The following is a 17747-nucleotide window of genomic DNA, read 5'->3' as shown; positions in this document are numbered from 1 at the left end:
CCACGAACACCCGGTTGTCGCGAGTTGCCGACAATCTGCGCCACGCGCTGCTGTCGAAGATCGTCGGTGCACGATCTTTGGCGGCGGGGGAGTCGAAGGACACATAGACCACGTCGGCGTCGGCGGCGGAGAAGTTCGCGCTACCCGCGAGATCGTTGTCGTTGCTGTTCACCTCGACGTATGCCTTGTCGTTAAAACGTTGTGCCGCAGGGCGATCCACGCCGACCGCGGTCAGGACGCTGCCCGGGAAGTTGTCGACCCCGTAGATGCGCACCGAGTTCTCGGTGAATTGGACGATCGAGGCCTGGAAGTGGGCGGCGTCACGCGCGGCCCCGTCGTCATGAGCCTTGGTGGTGAAGCGCTCGATCAGGTCACCGGCCGCGTCGCCGCGCGCGGTCGCTTCGCCCACGCCCCGCAGATTGTCCTGCCAGGCAGCGCCGGGCGACCCGGTGAATACGGTCGGCGCGATCGTTGCCAACTCCGCATAGAGCTTCGGTGTCAGCGCTTGCGAACCAAGGATCAGATCGGGCTTGGCGGCGCGGATGGCGCCGAGATCCGGGCTGTTCCGCGAACCCACGCTCGGCAGCTTGTGTATGACGGCGCCCAGGTACGACGGCTGGTCGGCGGCGCCATCCGGCAGGGCGGCACCGACGATCCTGGACTGCAGGCCCAACGCGCACAGAGTGTCGAGTTGATCGCCGGAAAGCACCACGATGCGCTGCGGATCGTCGGGGACGTCGATGGTGTCGGGCCGAACCCCGGCCGCGTTGTGCGCGACGTGCGGCGTCGGACCGGCGTCGGGGCCGACCGGTTCGGGTGCGCAGGACTCGTCGGGTCGACGCCCGTTGCCCAGCACGCCGGCGCCGGCGATCTGGGTTGTGCTGGTTATCACAGAGGGAGCACCGCTGCCTTCGGAGGAATGCGAGGTGCAGCCACCACTGACACATATGACTGCCGTGACAGCAGCGGCGAAACCGGGCCGGACACCCCTGAGCAGCACGGCACCGACGTTAACATCCGGGCAGGTGAAGCAGGCTGCGCTGAGCAGTCGGTGGCGCCGCGCCCAGTGTTCACCGGGGAATTACGACAGTTTGTAGGACCTGTCCGCCATCCCGCGTTTTCGGAGGCTAGACTCACAATCCTGTGATCGTGGTTGCCCTGCTCGACATTTGGAGGAGCTCTTGACTGCCGAAGCGCCCCCGCTGGGAGAACTCGAGGCTAGTCGCCCGTACCCGCCCCGAACAGGCCCTAAAGGCAACCTGATCTACCGGCTGATCACCACCACCGATCACAAGCTGATCGGGATCATGTACGTGGTCACGTGCTTCATCTTCTTCTTCGTCGGCGGCCTGCTGGCTCTGCTGATGCGCACCGAGCTGGCGGCGCCGGGACTGCAGTTCCTGTCCAACGAGCAGTACAACCAGCTGTTCACCATGCACGGCACGATCATGCTGCTGTTCTATGCGACGCCGATCGTGTTCGGTTTCGCCAACCTGGTGCTGCCGCTGCAGATCGGCGCGCCCGATGTGGCGTTCCCCCGGTTGAACGCCTTCTCCTTCTGGCTGTTCCTGTTCGGCGCCCTGATCGGCATGGCCGGCTTCATCACCCCCGGTGGTGCGGCCGACTTCGGCTGGACCGCTTACACGCCGCTGACCGACGCCATTCACTCTCCGGGTGCGGGTGGCGACTTGTGGATCATGGGTCTGATCGTCGCCGGTCTGGGCACCATCCTGGGTGGGGTCAACATGATCACGACGGTCGTCTGCATGCGGGCGCCGGGAATGACGATGTTCCGGATGCCGATCTTCACCTGGAACATCCTGGTGACCTCGATCCTGGTGCTGCTGGCCTTCCCGCTGCTGACCGCCGCGCTGTTCGGTCTGGCCGCCGACCGGCACCTCGGCGCCCACATCTACGACTCGGCGAACGGCGGAGTCTTGTTGTGGCAGCACCTGTTCTGGTTCTTCGGCCACCCCGAGGTCTACATCGTCGCGCTGCCGTTCTTCGGGATCGTGACCGAGATCTTCCCGGTGTTCTCCCGCAAGCCGATCTTCGGCTACACCACGCTGGTCTACGCGACGCTGTCGATCGCCGCGCTGTCGGTGGCGGTGTGGGCCCACCACATGTTCGCCACCGGAGCGGTGCTGCTGCCCTTCTTCTCGTTCATGACCTACCTGATCGCGGTGCCCACCGGGATCAAGTTCTTCAACTGGGTCGGCACGATGTGGAAGGGGCAGTTGACCTTCGAGACGCCGATGCTGTTCTCGATCGGCTTCATGATCACGTTCCTGCTCGGTGGCCTGACCGGTGTGCTGCTGGCCAGCCCGCCGCTGGACTTCCACGTCACCGACAGCTACTTCGTGGTCGCGCACTTCCACTACGTGCTGTTCGGCACCATCGTGTTCGCCACCTTCGCCGGCACCTACTTCTGGTTCCCGAAGATGACCGGGCGTCTGCTCGACGAGCGGCTGGGCAAGCTGCACTTCTGGCTGACGTTCATCGGCTTCCACACGACGTTCCTGGTGCAGCACTGGCTGGGCGACATCGGTATGCCGCGTCGGTACGCCGATTACCTGTCTACCGACGGGTTCCAGTCCTACAACGTGGTTTCGACGATCGGGGCGTTCATCCTCGGGGTGTCGATGATCCCGTTCGTCTGGAACGTCTTCAAGAGCTGGCGCTACGGCGAAGTGGTCACCGTGGATGATCCGTGGGGTTATGGCAACTCACTGGAGTGGGCGACCAGTTGCCCGCCGCCGCGGCACAACTTCACCGAACTGCCGCGTATCCGCTCCGAGCGTCCCGCCTTCGAGTTGCACTACCCGCACATGGTCGAGCGGATCCGCGCCGAGGCCCACGTGGGCCGGTCGCACGGCCCGTCGGACGGTGACGTCACCAGATCAGACGACGTCCAAGTTCGTTCGTGATCGCTTCTCGCGGAGGCAATCTGGGGTGAGCACCCCTGCCAAGGTGTCGGCGTTGATCACCGTCACCGGTCACGACAAGCCAGGTGTGACGTCAGCGTTGTTCGGCGTGCTCTCCGAGCGCAAGCTCGAGTTGCTCAACGTCGAGCAGGTGGTGATCCGGGGTCGGCTGACACTGGGTGTGTTGGTGACCGCTCCCGCAGAAGTGCTCGACGGCAAGGCTTTTCACGACGAAGTCGAGGCGGCCATCCACTCGGTCGGGCTGGATGTCAGCATCGAGCGCAGCGACGAACTTCGCATCATCCGGGAGCCGTCGACGCACACCATCATGGTGCTGGGTCGGCCGATCACCGCCGCCGCGTTCGGCGCCGTCGCCCGCGAGATCGCAGCGCTCGGGGTGAACCTCGATCTGATTCGCGGCGTATCCGACTATCCGGTAACCGGTTTGGAGCTCCGGGTGTCGGTGCCACCGGGCGTCGGGGGCCGGTTGCAGGAAGTGCTGACCCGGGTCGCCGCTGACGTGGGCGTCGATGTCGCGCTCGAGGATTACAGCATCGCGCGTCGGGCCAAGCGCCTGATCGTCTTCGACGTCGACTCGACGCTGATCCGGCAGGAAGTCATCGAGATGCTCGCGGCGCGAGCGGGAGCCGAAGAGGCCGTCAAAGCGATCACCGACGCGGCCATGCGCGGCGAGCTCGACTTCGCCGAGTCGCTGTATCAGCGGGTCGAGACGCTCGCGGGGCTGCCGGCCGAGGTGCTCGACGACGTGGCGGAGGACGTCGACCTGACTCCCGGCGCGCGCACCACGATCCGCACGCTGCGGCGGCTGGGATACCACGTCGGCGTGGTGTCGGGCGGTTTCAGGCAGGTCATTCAACCGCTGGCCGACGAGCTGATGCTGGACTTCGTCGCGGCCAACGTCCTGGAGGTCGTCGACGGGAAACTCACCGGGCGGGTGGTCGGCGAGATCGTCGATCGGGCCGGTAAAGCCAAGGCACTGCGCGACTTCGCCAGCCAGGCCGGTGTGCCGATGGCCCAGACGGTCGCGGTCGGTGACGGCGCGAACGACATCGACATGCTGTCCGCCGCCGGCTTGGGCATCGCGTTCAACGCCAAGCCCGCGCTGCGCGAAGTCGCCGACGCCTCGCTGAGCCACCCCTACTTGGACACCGTGCTGTTTCTGCTCGGCGTGACACGCGGCGAGATCGAGGCTGCTGACGCGCTGGACGGCGTGGTGAGCCGCGTCGACATCCCGACCGACCTCTGACGACCAGCGCCTGACCCCCCTGCCACATCGTTGGGCGGCAAGCCATTTTCGCAATCGTGGTCGTATGCGACATCACGCCAGCGGGTGGTATCGCCCGTGGTCATAAAACGAAAAACGAGTCTGCCCCCCTGATCTGCGACCACCGGGTCTCCTTGACTCAGGAGGCGGCGAGCGTCCGCGGACAGAACGACTCGGTACTCATCCCGCCGGACCAGTCGCGCGGCCGGTACGGCACGATGGTCGGGTGGCCGAAAACGCTGGCGAGGCAGTCGACCCCGACCTGCTGATCCACTTCACCGACGTGTCTCTGCGTCGCGATGGGCACACCCTGGTCGGGCCGGTGACCTGGTCGGTCGAGCTCGACGAACGCTGGGTGATCATCGGGGCCAACGGCGCGGGCAAGACCTCACTGCTGCGCATCGCCGCGGCAGCTGAGCACCCCACCTCAGGGGTGGCGTACGTGCTGGGGGAGCGGATCGGCCGGGTCGACATGTCCGAGCTGCGTTCGCGGGTGGGGTTGAGTTCGTCGGCGCTGGCGCAACGCATTCCCGGCAACGAGCTGGTCCGCGATCTGGTCGTCTCGGCTGGTTATGCGGTGCTGGGCCGGTGGCGGGAACGTTACGAGGACGTCGACTACCACCGAGCTGTCGACATGCTCGAAAGCCTGGGCGCCGAGCATCTGGCCGACCGCCGCTACGAGACGCTTTCCGAAGGCGAGCGCAAACGCATCCTGATCGCCCGCGCACTGATGACCGACCCCGAGCTGCTCCTGCTCGACGAGCCCGCAGCAGGACTCGACCTCGGCGGACGCGAGGAGCTGGTGGCGCGGCTTGCCGATCTGGCGGCCGACCCCGACGCGCCCGCCCTGGTGCTGGTCACCCACCACGTCGAGGAGATCCCGCCCGGCTTCAGCCACTGCATGCTGCTGTCGGAGGGGCAGATCATCGCGGCGGGGTTGCTGACCGATGTGCTGACAGGAGACAACCTGTCCGTGGCGTTCGGGCAGGCGATCGAGGTGGACGTGATCGACGGGCGCTACTTCGCCCGTCGAACCCGCACCCGGGCGGCACATCGGAGGCGCTGATGACTGACGACACGTTCGTACCGCTGCCGGTCCGCCCGGCCGCCACGGTGATGCTGATGCGCGATGGCGTCGACGGCATCGAACTCTTCCTGATGCGTCGCCATTCGAAGATGGAGTTCGCCCCCGGAACGATGGTCTTCCCTGGCGGCGGCGTCGACGATCGTGACCGCAATGCCGATATCGCCTGGGCCGGACCGCCGCCCGACTGGTGGGCGGAACGCTTCGGCATCGACGCCGATCTGGCCACAGCGCTGGTGTGCGCGGCGGCCCGGGAGACGTTCGAAGAGTCCGGGGTGTTGTTCGCCGGCCCGGCCGACGACCCGGACGGCATCGTCGGCGACGCCTCGGTCTATGCCGATGCCCGTCGCGCGTTGGATGATCGGACCCTGTCGTTCGCCGACTTCCTGCGCCGGGAGAACTTGGTGCTGCGGGCCGATCTGCTTCGGCCGTGGGCGAATTGGGTGACGCCAGAAGCCGAGCGGACCCGTCGATACGACACTTACTTCTTCGTCGGCGCGCTGCCGGCGGGTCAGCGGGCAGACGGGGACAACACCGAGTCTGACCGTGCCGCCTGGACGACGCCGGCCGCGGCCATCGCCGATTTCGAAGCCGGACGTTGTTTTCTGCTGCCCCCCACCTGGACGCAACTGGACTCACTCGACGGGCATACCGTCGCCGACGTGCTCGCGGTCGAACGTCAGATCGTGACGGTGCAACCGAATGTCGAAATCGACGGCGAAAACTGGATTTTCGAGTTTTTCGACTCCGACCGCTACCACCGTGCCCGCAAGGCCGGTGGGATGGGATGGCACTTTTGAGCGAGTTCGTCAGCGTCCACCTCGATCCCGGTCATCCCGGTGTGGGCACGATCGTGCTGTCCAGGCCCCCGACCAACGCCATGACGCGGCAGGTTTACCGGGAGATCGAGCAGGCCGCGGCGACCGTCAGCAATGACGACAGCATCGCGGCCGTCATCCTGTTCGGCGGCCACGAGATCTTCTCCGCGGGTGACGACACGCCTCAACTGCGTACGCTCACCGCGCCGGAGGCCGAGAGCTGGCTTCGGGTGCACCGCGCCGCCGTCGACGCCGTCGCGGCGATCCCGAAGCCGACGGTCGCGGCGATCACCGGATACGCCCTCGGTGCGGGCCTGGGCCTGGCGCTGGCCGCGGACTGGCGGGTGAGCGGCGACAACGTCCGGTTCGGCGCGACGGAGATCCTGGCCGGCCTGGTGCCCGACGGCGAGGCCATCGCCCGACTGACCCGAACGGTGGGTGCCAGCAAGGCCAAGGATCTGGTGTACAGCGGTCGGTTCTTCGATGCGGAGGAGGCGCAGGTCCTCGGGCTGATCGACGAGTCGGTCGCCCCCGACGGGGTCTACGACGCCGCGGTGGCGTGGGCCAGCCGATTCGTCGAGGCACCGGGTGTCGCGCTTGCCGCGGCCAAGGCCGCCGTCAACGAGCTCTGCACGCTGGCTCCGGCCGAACGCTGGGATGCTGAACGTCGCCGCTACCTGCAGGTATTCGATGCCAGCCAGGCGGCGGTCAACGCATCGCAGACACCGCCGCCGCCGAGCGGGTAGCGACGGCGACGGGCGGGCACCACGGCGAGCCCGCGCGGCGATAGGCTGGTCGACCATGACAAGTACCGACCCGGCGCCCCAGCCGCACGCCACCGCTGAGCAGGTCGAGGCCGCCCGTCACGACAGCAAGCTGGCCCAGGTTCTCTACCACGACTGGGAAGCGGAGAGTTACGACGAGAAGTGGTCGATCTCCTACGACCAGCGCTGCGTCGACTATGCCCGGGACTGTTTCGACAGCGTTGTCCCCGACGACGAGATACACCGGCTGCCCTACGACAATGCCCTCGAATTAGGTTGCGGCAGTGGGTTTTTCCTGCTGAACCTGATCCAGTCCGGGGTCGCCCGGCGGGGATCGGTCACCGACCTGTCCCCGGGCATGGTGAAGGTCGCAACACGCAACGGCAAGTCGCTGGGCCTCGACGTCGACGGCCGGGTCGCCGATGCCGAGCGAATTCCGTATGACGACAACTCGTTCGACCTTGTCGTCGGACACGCTGTACTTCACCATATTCCGGACGTAGAGCTGACCCTGCGCGAGGTACTGCGCGTGCTGCGTCCCGGTGGCCGATTCGTGTTCGCAGGCGAGCCGACCACCGTCGGCAACAGCTATGCGCGCACACTGTCGACGCTGACCTGGCGGGTCGCCACCAACGCGACCAAATTGCCCGGGCTGGACAGCTGGCGCCGCCCGCAGGCCGAGCTCGACGAGTCCTCGCGCGCCGCGGCACTGGAATCCATCGTCGACCTGCACACCTTTGCACCGACCGACCTGGAGAAAATGGCCACGGCCGCCGGTGCCGTCGACGTCGACACGGCCACCGTCGAATTCACCGCGGCAATGCTCGGCTGGCCGCTGCGGACCTTCGAATACGCGGTACAGCCGGACAAGCTGGGCTGGGCCTGGGCGAACTTCGCCTTCACCAGCTGGAAGGTGCTGAGCTGGGCCGACGCCAATCTGTGGCGTCACGTGGTGCCCAAGGGCTGGTACTACAACGTCGAGATCACCGGGGTCAAGCCGTCCTGAAGTTCAGTCTCGACGACGTCGCCTACCTGACGTCCGACGAGGGTTCGGCCGCGCTGTCCGTGGTCGAGGCTCGGCCACTGACCGACCGCGTCGGCGACATCGCAAGACTGCGAGCTCAATTCGGCGAACGAACGCCGGTGTTGGTCGAAACGGTATTGCTACGACGCCGGGCCGCGGTGAAGCTCGCCGAGCTGGCCGGTACCCGCCATTGGTTGTACACCGATGAGGCGCTGCAACAGGCGAGCGCTGCGCCGGTTGCACTGCATCGTGCAAAGCGGTTGAGCGGCAGACTAATTCATGATGTCACTTGTTCGATCGGCACCGAACTGGCGGCGCTGCACGGTTCGGCCGCGGGCATCCTCGGAAGCGACATAGACCCCGTGCGGCTTGCGATGGCGCGTCACAATCTCGCTGACACGGTCGCGCTGCACCGCGCCGATGCGCTGCATCCGATCACCCGGGACACGACGGTGGTAGCAGACCCGGCCCGACGCAGTGGCGGACGGCGACAATTCAATCCGCGGGACTATCAACCCGCGCTCGACGATTTGTTCGAGGCCTATCAGGGACGTGCGCTGGTGGTGAAATGCGCGCCCGGAATCGATTTCGAGGCCGTGAGGCGGCTCGGGTTCGCCGGCGAGATCGAGGTGACCTCGTACCGCGGCTCGGTGCGGGAAGCCTGCTTGTGGTCGACCGAGCTGGCTGAACCAGGTGTGCGACGGCGGGCCACAATTCTCGACAGCGGCGAGCAGATCACCGACGCCCACCCGGATCACTGCGAGGTTGCGCCCGTCGGCCGGTGGATCGTCGACCCTGACGGTGCAGTTGTGCGGGCAGGTCTGGTGCGGCACTTGGCCGCTCGGCACCAACTGTGGCAGCTCGACCCCAACATCGCCTACCTGTCCGGCGATCAACTGCCCACCGGGGTCCGCGGATTCGAGGTTCTCGAGCAGCTCGCGTTCGACGAGCGGCGCCTACGCCAGGCGCTGGCGAGGCTGGACTGCGGGTCGTTGGAGGTTTTGGTGCGAGGTGTCGACGCCGATCCCGACGCGCTGCGGCGGCGAATGACGCTGCGCGGCAGCCAATCTCTGACGGTCGTGCTGACGCGGATCGGCTCGGGTGCCGCTGCCCAGGGCACCGCGTTCATCTGCCGGCCGGCGCACTGAGGACAACGACCGAAATCGGCGACCACCGTCTGCTGCTCTGAAACGGTGGCCGCCGATGCGGTTGGTCAGAACAGCGTTGTGAGCTCGGCCCAGAAGTTGGCGCTGTCCGCTGCGGCCGACCCGCCGTCGAATGACGCCAGCAGCTCGGTGAGCCAGTTTCCGCTGTCAGCGGCGGTAGAGCCATCGTCGAAGGCGGAGAACAGATCGGTTAGCCAGTTGCCGCCGTCGGCCGCGGCATGCGAGTCACCGGTAAAGGAGTTCAGTGTTTCGGTGAGCAGGCTTGCCGATGGGAAGCCCGCGGGGCTGCCCGTCGGGTCGTAGACATGCACGCCGTCGCCGACCGCATTCGCGACATGGCCGCTGGAGCTGTCCCACCCCGCCAGCGCGATGGTATTCGACCCTTCAGCGGTAGCGGTGTTGAAATTGCTGTCGTAGATCGCAGTTCCGTCTCCCGCACCTGCCTGGGCAATGGCATGGTCGCCGTTTGCGATCGCCGTGTTGCCGCTACCCCAAGCGGCTTGTGCGGAGGCGAAGTACCCGGTGGCGGATGCGTAGTTGAACGATCCGGTGTCTCCGACGACGGCGGTGCTCCGGTCTCCCATCGCCGTCGCGTAGTTGAAGAAACCGCTCATCGCATTGGAGTCTGAGTCGTCGCCAACTGCGATCGCGATGTTTCCGAAGCTCGATTCCGCGCTCGCCGATCCCAGCTGGATCAGCGGGACCCCGCTGATCGACACCGCGAAGTTCGAGTAGTCGTCGGGGAGCGTGGCCGGGGTGACCGAAGCCGCCGCTGCGGCGCCGTCGTGCAGCAGATCGGTCCCCGCCGCCGCACCACTCTGCTCAGCCGCCGCGCCTAGCGGCACAGGGCTGTAGGCGTACGAACGGTCACCAATGGCGTTCGCCACATTGTTGCTGGTGCCGTTTGTGTCGGCGTATGCCAAAGCAAGGTAGCCCTCGGCGTTGGCGGTGTTGAAACTGCCGCTAATGCCGTTCGGGTCAAGGTGGCCCGCATCTGCTATCGATCCGTCACCGGTGGCGGTGGCCACGTTATAGCTGGCGCCACTAGTGCCCATAGTGGCGAGGGCACTGCTGTTAGCACCCGTCACAGTCGCGGAGTTGAAGAATCCGAACCCGTTGCCATTGACGCCGGCGACGCTATTGTCGCCGTCGACAACAGCGTGGTTGAACAAGCCGGTAGGAGCAAAGGCGCCGGCGTGGTCTCCATGGGCGATCGCGTAATTCCCAAAGCTTGAGGTCGCGTAGGCGGTGCCGCTCTGGTAGAGCGTTATCCCGCTGAATGAGATGGCATAGTTCGAATAGTCGTCAGGCAGGGTCGGCGGAGTGACGATCGCCGAGGCGGCCGCCACCGCGCCGAAGTCAGGCAGGTATGTGCCGATGTCGGCGCCGTTGATGGAGTCTGCGAATGCGACGGCAGGCGTCGATGCGAGCGCCGCACCGAACCCCAATCCGATCGCAAGGATGCCGACGCATCGTGTCATCCGGTGTGAATTTTTCATCGTGTTCCTCTCGGTTCCTTTCGCTCGGCGGGTTGGTGTCGGGCTGTCGTTCGCTGCTGCGAGTCGTCAGGCGGAGCAACCACCTGCCAGATTTCCTTTGGATAATCTCAGCGAACGTTAAGGTCGCCGAGCATGACGCTAAGTCGGTTGCGGTGTGGGGGATACAGGGATTTCCCTCGCATCTCACTGGAATTTTCGGTGTGTAACGAGTGAGGGGGTAGCCGCACCGACCTGCGAACCTGAGAGCGCGAGCGCGCCCAGCAGGGGGCCGTGGTGATCGGTCGCGCCTCAGCACATCGAAAATCCAGGTACGTGCAGTTGCTCAAACCCTCGTCAGCTACCTCGACGCGGCGCCCACAGACGGGCCGTTGATCGCAGGTCGACGGTCCATCCGGTAACAAACGGGCATCGCAGTGCTAACTCATACCGATTTCTCAGGTAACCTGGTTTTAACAATCCTGACTACCTCTACCGAACGCAGGAAAGGACGGCCAACGATGCCTACGTCCCGTATGCGGTGGCTACTGACAGGCGCGGCGGCCAGCGCGATGGTCGCGGTGGCGCCCGTTATCGCCCACGGTGGCGCAGTCGTGGCGATGTCGAGCCCGATGAACATATCGATGAGCAGCGCCGGCGGTCTCGTCGCCCAGCAAGGCGGCTCGTGCGAGCGGAAGGCCCGTCCGGCCTGCAACCGCCCGGGCCGGCGTTCGACGCACAAGTAGCCGCGCCGCTTTTTGCTTGTGGCGAATTTTTCTCGGGGGTTCTCGCGGCCGTCATTCCTTGCTCTGCGATAGTCCCGACCGGTGGTTCAACTCCGAAGAATCGGCCGGACTATCTGAGTGAACGCACGTTCACTCCGGGAAGATGGCCGGTATCTTTCGGATTGATCTTGATCTGAGACTGGCCCTATAAAGCGCGCGACCATACCGTGTGACACCGATTCGCATGCAAAGCCTGCTGGCGTACGTTTTCGCATCTTCGACCGGTACTGGAGTTCCGCTTAATTTGCCTGAAGAAGGGCTAAAGACTTTTTCTGAAATTATTAGACTTTGTTCGATGAGAATTGACGCGCGCGCATAGTATTACCCCCTCGGCGGTGGGCGCCGAATGTTGCAGGCACGCCTTATTCGGCGTGTTCGGGGGAAAGGGAAACAATGAAACGCACGCGTGCTTTGGCGCGGTTCGGATTGCTCACGGTGGGCTTGGGTATTGGGGGAGCGCTGGCCTCGATTCCGGGGACCGCGTCAGCCGATTCGGCGGATTGGGGAGCGCTTGTCGACGGCTCCGTGGGCTTACTCGCCGCGCCGGCAGCGCCGCTCGACCTGCTGTTCCCGGACCTCAACCTGGCCATCTCCTTCAACGGCACTGATCTGTTCGAGGGCGGCTCCGCCGAGGCGGACTCCTCCGGAATCGGGTCCTTCGCACTCGCCTTCGGCGCCAATTCCAACGCCGTCGCGACGGGCGCGGGCAACTTTGCGACTGTCTACGGGTCCAACTCGTCGGCCATTGCAGGCGGGGCGGGTGCAACCGGCAACTCGGCGTTCGTGCTCGGTGACAACTCGTCCGCATTCGCCGGCGGAGCGGCGTCAAGTGGCAACATTGCGGGCGTCTACGGCCTTGACAGCCATGCCTTCGCGGGCGGGGTCGGCGACAATCCGGGCAACTTGAACATCTCCGGTGTGGTCGGCGACTACGGCAGCGCCGAGGCCGGTTCCAACGCCGCGGGCGCGGGCAGTTACAACATCGCCTACGTCGAGGGGAACAGCGTCGGGGACGCCAACGCAACCGGTGCCAGCAACCTGATCGACATCAACAAGTTCTACGACAACTGGGGTATCCCGACTGGTCCCAGCGCTGCAGCGGCCGCGGACAGCACGCCGACTTCGGAGCTGCTGTCCGGGGACAGCTCGGGTTGGCTGTCAGACGCCAACGCCTTCTGGTCGCAGCTTCTCTCCGGCGACACGCAGGGCGCTTTGGCATCCGGCACCAGCTTCTGGAACGACTTGCTCGGCGGCTCGGACGCCTCTGCGGCCGCGGCCGACAGCAGCAACTGGTGGACGGACCTGTTCGGTGGTTCCGGGGCGGTGGCCGACAGCAGCAGCGCGTGGACCGACCTGCTGGGCGGCACGGATGCCACGAGCTTTTGGACTGATCTGCTGGGCGGCACCGACGCGTCGAGCTTCTTGACGGACAGCACCAGCTTCTGGACGGACCTGCTGGGTGGTGCAGATGCCTCGAGCTTCCTGGCCGACAGCACCAGCTTCTGGACCGATTTGCTGACGGCCTTCGACGGAGCGAGTGTCGCGACGGACGCCAGCACCTTCTGGACGGACCTGGCCGGACTGTTCTAAAAGCCCGCCTGCCGGGTCGGCGGCCGCCGTTAGGGAGGACGGTGGCCGCTGACCTGGGCAGGCGCCTATCGGCAAGACGTTTGCCATTCGTCGCGACGGGGGCCAGGTACGCTGGCGAGACGGCATTTCAGCCGTTCTGAGTCTGCGAGGACAAGTCAACCGATGCGCAACATGATGGCGGCCGCGCTGATGGCGGTCGGGGCCATGCTCGGCTGGTCGGGCGGCGCCGTCGCGGTCGCTGACTCGGTGTGCGCCAATTTCGGTGGTGTCGTCCAGGAAGATCAGACGTGCAGCGTGCACGCCGCCACCAGCACCTACACCCTGAACATGACGTTCCCGGTCGACTATCCCGACCAGGCGCTGACCGAATTTGTCAGCCAGAATCGGGATGGCTTCGTCAACGTCGCGCAAACCTCATCGCAGACATCAGGCCCGCGTGAGGTGCCGTATCAAATGGAAGTCACCTCCGAGCAGTACCACTCCGGGCAGGCGCCGGGCGGCACTCGAAGTGTCGTCCTCAAGGTGTTCGAAGATTTGGGCGGACCACGCCCGTCGACCTTCTACAAAGGATTCAACTACGACGTCGCGGGCCAAAAGGCGATCGCCTTTGACACGCTTTTCGCGCCGAATGCAAAACCGCTCGATTCGATTTATCCGATTGTTCAGCGGGAGGTTGCGAAACAGACAGGACTGGGTGCTGCAATTTCGCCCGGCTCGGGTCTGGACGCCGCCCATTATCAAAACTTCGCGATCACCGACGAAGAGCTGATTTTCTACTTCGCGCCCGGTGAACTTCTGCCGTCTCTGGCCGGCGCCAGCCAGGTCCACGTCCCGCGCAGCGCCGTTCCGCCGTTGGCCGTCAAGAGCTGACCGGCCCGGCCAACGATTCCATCGCTGCGGCGCCGAATCCCAGCGCCAACTGGGCGACGCAGCCGATCAATGGGACGACCCAGGCAATTCGCTGGCGGATCAGCCGAACCAACGTGACCACCACGTCGACCAGCAGGATCGTACCGCCGCCCCAGGCGCCAAGGCTGATCGCTCGATCGAGCCAGGCCGGATCACCGCACTTCTGGTAGGCGCACGAATCGGTTCCCATCACCAACAATCCCAGCATCATGAACGTCGCGCCGTAGAGGAAGAAGTGCGCAACGAGCAGGACAGTCGTGCCGATCACGTCGGCGAGTCGCCCGCCGGTCTTCGCTGGTTCGCCGGACACGGTCACGACTCAGCCCGGGGCAAAGCTGTACACCTGGCCATCGCTGGTCGCGGTGACGACGCGACGATCGCGGCCGATCGAAACTCCCACGGGATAGCCGGTCGCCTCCGGCAGGGGGTAGCTGTTGAGGGTTCGTCCGCTGCCCGGATCGAAAACCAGTAGCGCCATTCCGCGAGCGCCCTCGCCCGGACCCCCGGTCACCACCGCGTAGCCGACCCCGCTACCGGCCAGGCTCGACGTCGACAGGGGGCTGACGTCGTTACGTCGCCAGACCTCCTGCGCGTGGTCGCCCGCGTCCTTGACCGCGACCAGTCGGGTATCGGGTCCACCGCCGGATACGATCAGCCCGCCGGGCGTCACCGACGGCGGTGTCTGCGCCAGGAACTTCAGCGGAACCGACCATTTCGGCTTGCCGTCCGCGGCGTGCAGCGCCCACAGTCGCTCGTCGCGACCGTTGACGTAGATCATCGAGCCGTCGGCGGACAGTACCGGGCTGGCCTGAACACCGGCGGCGACGGCGTTGCTGGTCCACTCCCGGGTCAGCAACGGATCCTGCCCCGGGTGGTACTTCAGTCCGACCAGAACCGGTGTCGGGGCACCGGGCTCCCACAGGCCGATCACGATCAGCCCGCTCTCCTTGGAGAACGCGGGCGCAGCCGGCACCGGGCAGCCCTCTTTCGCCGGCCCGCAGTCACTGAGTCCGCGGTTGAAATCGCTGGGATCGACGTTGTCGACCAGATCTATGGCGTTGCCGACCACTGTGCCGCGGTGGCCTTCGAATACCTGCACCTGCCCCAGATGCGTTACCACCAGCACGAGTCCGTTGCCGAGAATCCTTGGCGTGGAGGGCATTCCCATCACCGGCCGGCGCCATCGGATCCACTGGGTGACCGGGAAGGACAGGAATGCGCCCGGCTGGCCGACGTAGAGATTGTCGAACCCGTCGAATAGTGGGCTCGCGTTACCGCCTCCCTGGTGAAGCCGGGTGCACCAGCGCTGCCGACCGTTGTTGTCGTTCTCCCACTCCATCAGCGAACAGCCGCCGGGGGTCTGGGCGTTCGCGGCGAGCCAGTTACGCGAGCTGAGCGCCACGGACGACGCCAGTGAACCCTTGACCGAGCGGGTCCAGCGCAAGCTCAACTTGTCCGCGCCGGCAGTGGGCCGGTAGCTGCTGTTGGCCGCGTCGCCGTACTGCGCGGGCCAACCGTCCGCCGGCACGGTGTCGACCCAAGAGTCGGTGTTGCCGCAGCCCGATGCTGCGGCTGCGAGAAGAACGGCCAACACCACCGACGTCCAACGCCGCAGCGCGCGGCGGGGGATGGGCCACGACACGGTGTAGCTTCCCGATCCTTCCCGGAACGCGATGACGCAGTGGCCATCAGCAGATTTCGAGTACAGCCGAGGGTAACCTGTGCCAGCTCAGGTAGGGCCGATTGCCCGGCGCGCCTTCGCTCCGCAGTCGTTGATGGTCCGGCTCCTCGGCCCGCCGTCCCGGCGCGCATCGTCGCCGGACTAGGCTCTCCGGCCATGACGAGCATGTGGGGCGCACCGATCCACCGCCGCTGGCGTGGATCGAATCTGCGCGACCCGCGCCAGGCCAGGTTCCTCACGCTGGCTTCGCTGAAATGGGTGCTGCGCAATCGCGCGTACACGCCGTGGTACCTGGTGCGCTATTACCGGTTGCTGAAATTCAAGCTGGCCAACCCGCACATCATCACCCGCGGCATGGTCTTCATCGGCAAAGGCGTCGAGATTCACGCCACGCCAGAGCTGGCGCAGCTGGAGATCGGACGCTGGGTCCACATCGGCGACAAGAACACGATTCGCGCGCACGAGGGCTCGCTGCGGTTCGGCGACAAGGTGGTGCTGGGTCGCGACAACGTGATCAACTGCTACCTCGACATCGAGCTCGGCGATTCGGTGCTGATGGCCGACTGGTGCTACATCTGCGATTTCGACCACCGAATGGAAGACATCACCCTGCCGATCAAGGACCAGGGCATCGTCAAGTCGCCGGTGCGGATCGGGCCCGACACCTGGGTCGGGGTGAAGGTCTCGGTATTGCGCGGCACCGCGATCGGGCGGGGCTGCGTGCTGGGTTCGCACGCCGTCGTCCGAGGTGAGGTGCCGGACTACTCGATCGCGGTCGGGGCCCCGGCAAAGGTGGTCAAGAACCGGCAGCTGGCGTGGGAGACCTCCGCCGCGCAGCGCGCCGAGTTGGCCGCCGCGCTGGCCGACATCGAGCGCAAGAAAGCGGCCCGCTAGCTCATATTCTGGTACCGGCGGAGCGCTTCGGCGCGTTCGGCACTGTGGTCGACGATCGGTTCGGGGTAGCCGGCCGGGCGGTCGCCCTTGGCCAGCGTGACATCTTTCGCATCGGCGAGTTCGGCCACCCAGCGGCGCACATAGTCGCCTGAGGGATCGAACTTCTCGGCCTGCCGGGTCGGATTGAACACCCGAAAATACGGCGCGGCATCGGTGCCGCACCCAGCGGACCACTGCCAGCCGTGTTGATTGCTGGCGATGTCGCCGTCGACCAGTTGGTCAAGGAAGTGACGCGCCCCCCACTGCCAGGGCAGGTGCAGGTCTTTGACCAAGAACGACGCCACGATCATCCGTACCCGGTTGTGCATGAAGCCGGTGTCGCGCAGTTGGCGCATGCCGGCGTCGACAATGGGAAACCCGGTTTCGCCAGCTTTCCATGATTCGAACTTCTTCTCGGCTTCCTTGCCCGAGTCGGTCTCGATGGCGTCGAAGTCCTTGTTCCAGTTCCACCACGCACTTCTCGGCCAGTGGTGCAGCACTGCTGCATAAAAATCGCGAAAAGCCAACTCCCGCAGATACGCTCTTGGACCGGCGCGGGGCTGGTCCAGGTCAGCCGCCATGGTCCGCGGGTGGATCGTGCCGAAATGCAGGTGAGCCGACATCCGGCTGGTGCCGTCATGGCCCGGCGTGTTGCGGTCGTCGCCGTAGTTCTCGAGTCCCTTGTCCAGAAACTTCTTCCACTGCTTACGCGCGGCGGCCTCACCGGCCGGCAGGTCGATGTCGGCTCCTGGGTCGGGGATCTCCACCGGCTTGGCGCCCTTACCCAGTGTGTCGGGGTCGACCCACGTGGCGGACTTGGCAGACGAGCGCGCCGGGGCGCGCCATCCCATGTCGCGCCATCGCCCGAAAAACGGTGTGAACACCTTGTAGGGCTCACCGTCGTCTTTGGTCACCCGTCCCGGCGACACCAGATACGGTGACCCCGTCGCGACCAGAGGTATGTCGCCCAAGGCGTCGCGGACCCGCTCGTCGCGCCGCCGGCCGTATGGCGAGAAGTCCTCCGAGATGTGTACCGACCGCGCGCCGATTTCCTTGGCCAGCGCGGGAATTCGTTCTTCCGCTGGACCGCGGGTCACCAATAGGCGGCCGTCCAGATCGTCGCGCAACCGCCGAAGCGAGTCGCACAGGAACTGCATCCGCCGATCACCGGATGATGCCTCCAGCCGAGGATCGAGCACGAAACAGGCCAAGACTTCGTCGCTGTCGGCGGCGGCACGCAACAGCGGAGGGAGGTCGCGCAGCCTGAGGTCGCGGCGGAACCACAACAGGGCGGGCATCAGCGGATCAC

The 17747-nt window shown here is 65.7% G+C and carries 16 protein-coding genes; 11 read left to right on the top strand and 5 right to left on the bottom strand.

Annotation, left to right across the window (positions count from 1 at the left end):
- Positions 1–1000: iron-siderophore ABC transporter substrate-binding protein (locus tag CYU59_RS08550; RefSeq protein WP_292981679.1), on the bottom strand; the 1000-nt coding region annotated here is incomplete at its 3' end.
- Positions 1001–1181: 181 nt separating this feature from the next.
- Between CYU59_RS08550 and ctaD the strand changes: the two genes are divergently transcribed.
- The 7 genes from ctaD (at position 1182) to CYU59_RS08515 (ending at position 9047) form a co-directional block, all read left to right on the top strand.
- Positions 1182–2927, top strand: coding sequence for a cytochrome c oxidase subunit I (gene ctaD, locus CYU59_RS08545; protein WP_292981677.1), 1746 nt, complete (start codon positions 1182–1184; stop codon positions 2925–2927).
- Between the two features lie 25 nt (positions 2928–2952).
- A complete protein-coding gene (serB, locus tag CYU59_RS08540) occupies positions 2953–4191 on the top strand; it encodes a phosphoserine phosphatase SerB (RefSeq protein WP_292981675.1) in 1239 nt (412 codons plus the stop codon).
- 244 nt (positions 4192–4435) lie between these two features.
- The gene (locus CYU59_RS08535; protein ID WP_292981673.1) at positions 4436–5275 is read left to right on the top strand and encodes an ABC transporter ATP-binding protein; all 840 of its coding nucleotides are present in this window, start codon (positions 4436–4438) and stop codon (positions 5273–5275) included.
- Positions 5275–6093: an NUDIX hydrolase gene (locus tag CYU59_RS08530; protein WP_292981671.1), complete on the top strand. Its 819-nt coding sequence runs from the start codon at positions 5275–5277 to the stop codon at positions 6091–6093. Before CYU59_RS08535 ends, CYU59_RS08530 begins: the two co-directional genes overlap by 1 nt.
- Entirely contained in the window at positions 6081–6857 is a 777-nt protein-coding gene (locus tag CYU59_RS08525) for an enoyl-CoA hydratase (RefSeq protein ID WP_292981669.1), read from the top strand. Before CYU59_RS08530 ends, CYU59_RS08525 begins: the two co-directional genes overlap by 13 nt.
- A 55-nt stretch (positions 6858–6912) precedes the next feature.
- Complete coding sequence (locus tag CYU59_RS08520) at positions 6913–7881, top strand: methyltransferase domain-containing protein (protein ID WP_292981667.1); 969 nt, start codon at positions 6913–6915, stop codon at positions 7879–7881.
- Positions 7839–9047, top strand: coding sequence for a class I SAM-dependent methyltransferase (locus CYU59_RS08515; RefSeq protein ID WP_292981693.1), 1209 nt, complete (start codon positions 7839–7841; stop codon positions 9045–9047). The genes CYU59_RS08520 and CYU59_RS08515 overlap by 43 nt, the downstream gene beginning before the upstream one ends.
- 65 nt (positions 9048–9112) lie before the next feature.
- Here the strand turns inward: CYU59_RS08515 and CYU59_RS08510 are convergent, their stop codons facing one another.
- The gene (locus tag CYU59_RS08510; RefSeq protein WP_292981665.1) at positions 9113–10564 is read right to left on the bottom strand and encodes a hypothetical protein; all 1452 of its coding nucleotides are present in this window, start codon (positions 10562–10564) and stop codon (positions 9113–9115) included.
- Positions 10565–11061: 497 nt separating this feature from the next.
- On the opposite strand from CYU59_RS08510, the gene CYU59_RS08505 reads away from it, so the two are divergent.
- From CYU59_RS08505 to CYU59_RS08495, 3 genes are all read left to right on the top strand, one after another.
- Positions 11062–11286 carry a hypothetical protein gene (locus CYU59_RS08505; protein ID WP_292981663.1) on the top strand — a complete coding sequence of 75 codons (225 nt, stop codon included), beginning with the start codon at positions 11062–11064 and terminating at the stop codon, positions 11284–11286.
- A gap of 432 nt (positions 11287–11718) precedes the next feature.
- Positions 11719–12915: a hypothetical protein gene (locus CYU59_RS08500; RefSeq protein WP_292981661.1), complete on the top strand. Its 1197-nt coding sequence runs from the start codon at positions 11719–11721 to the stop codon at positions 12913–12915.
- 162 nt (positions 12916–13077) lie between these two features.
- Entirely contained in the window at positions 13078–13785 is a 708-nt protein-coding gene (locus CYU59_RS08495) for an esterase (protein ID WP_292981659.1), read from the top strand.
- Here CYU59_RS08495 and CYU59_RS08490 read toward each other — a convergent pair.
- Together CYU59_RS08490 and CYU59_RS08485 are read right to left on the bottom strand one after the other, a co-directional pair.
- Positions 13775–14134 (bottom strand): hypothetical protein, encoded by a 360-nt coding sequence (locus CYU59_RS08490; protein ID WP_292981657.1) that lies wholly within the window; start codon positions 14132–14134, stop codon positions 13775–13777. The genes CYU59_RS08495 and CYU59_RS08490 overlap by 11 nt on opposite strands.
- Before the next feature lie 9 nt (positions 14135–14143).
- Positions 14144–15421 (bottom strand): PQQ-binding-like beta-propeller repeat protein, encoded by a 1278-nt coding sequence (locus CYU59_RS08485; protein ID WP_292981692.1) that lies wholly within the window; start codon positions 15419–15421, stop codon positions 14144–14146.
- Between the two features lie 240 nt (positions 15422–15661).
- On the opposite strand from CYU59_RS08485, the gene CYU59_RS08480 reads away from it, so the two are divergent.
- Positions 15662–16399, top strand: a complete 738-nt coding sequence (locus CYU59_RS08480) for an acetyltransferase (protein WP_292981655.1) — start codon at positions 15662–15664, stop codon at positions 16397–16399.
- On the opposite strand, the gene CYU59_RS08475 is transcribed toward CYU59_RS08480, so the two are convergent.
- The gene (locus tag CYU59_RS08475) at positions 16396–17736 is read right to left on the bottom strand and encodes a deoxyribodipyrimidine photo-lyase (RefSeq protein WP_292981652.1); all 1341 of its coding nucleotides are present in this window, start codon (positions 17734–17736) and stop codon (positions 16396–16398) included. The two genes, CYU59_RS08480 and CYU59_RS08475, sit on opposite strands and share 4 nt — an antisense overlap.
- Positions 17737–17747: the final 11 nt, after the last annotated feature.

The sequence above is a fragment of the Mycobacterium sp. genome (assembly GCF_002863225.1).
Taxonomy (GTDB): Bacteria; Actinomycetota; Actinomycetes; order Mycobacteriales; family Mycobacteriaceae; genus Mycobacterium.
Note: the sequence above shows the minus strand (reverse complement) of the source record. Positions and strands in the feature narration are given on the sequence as shown.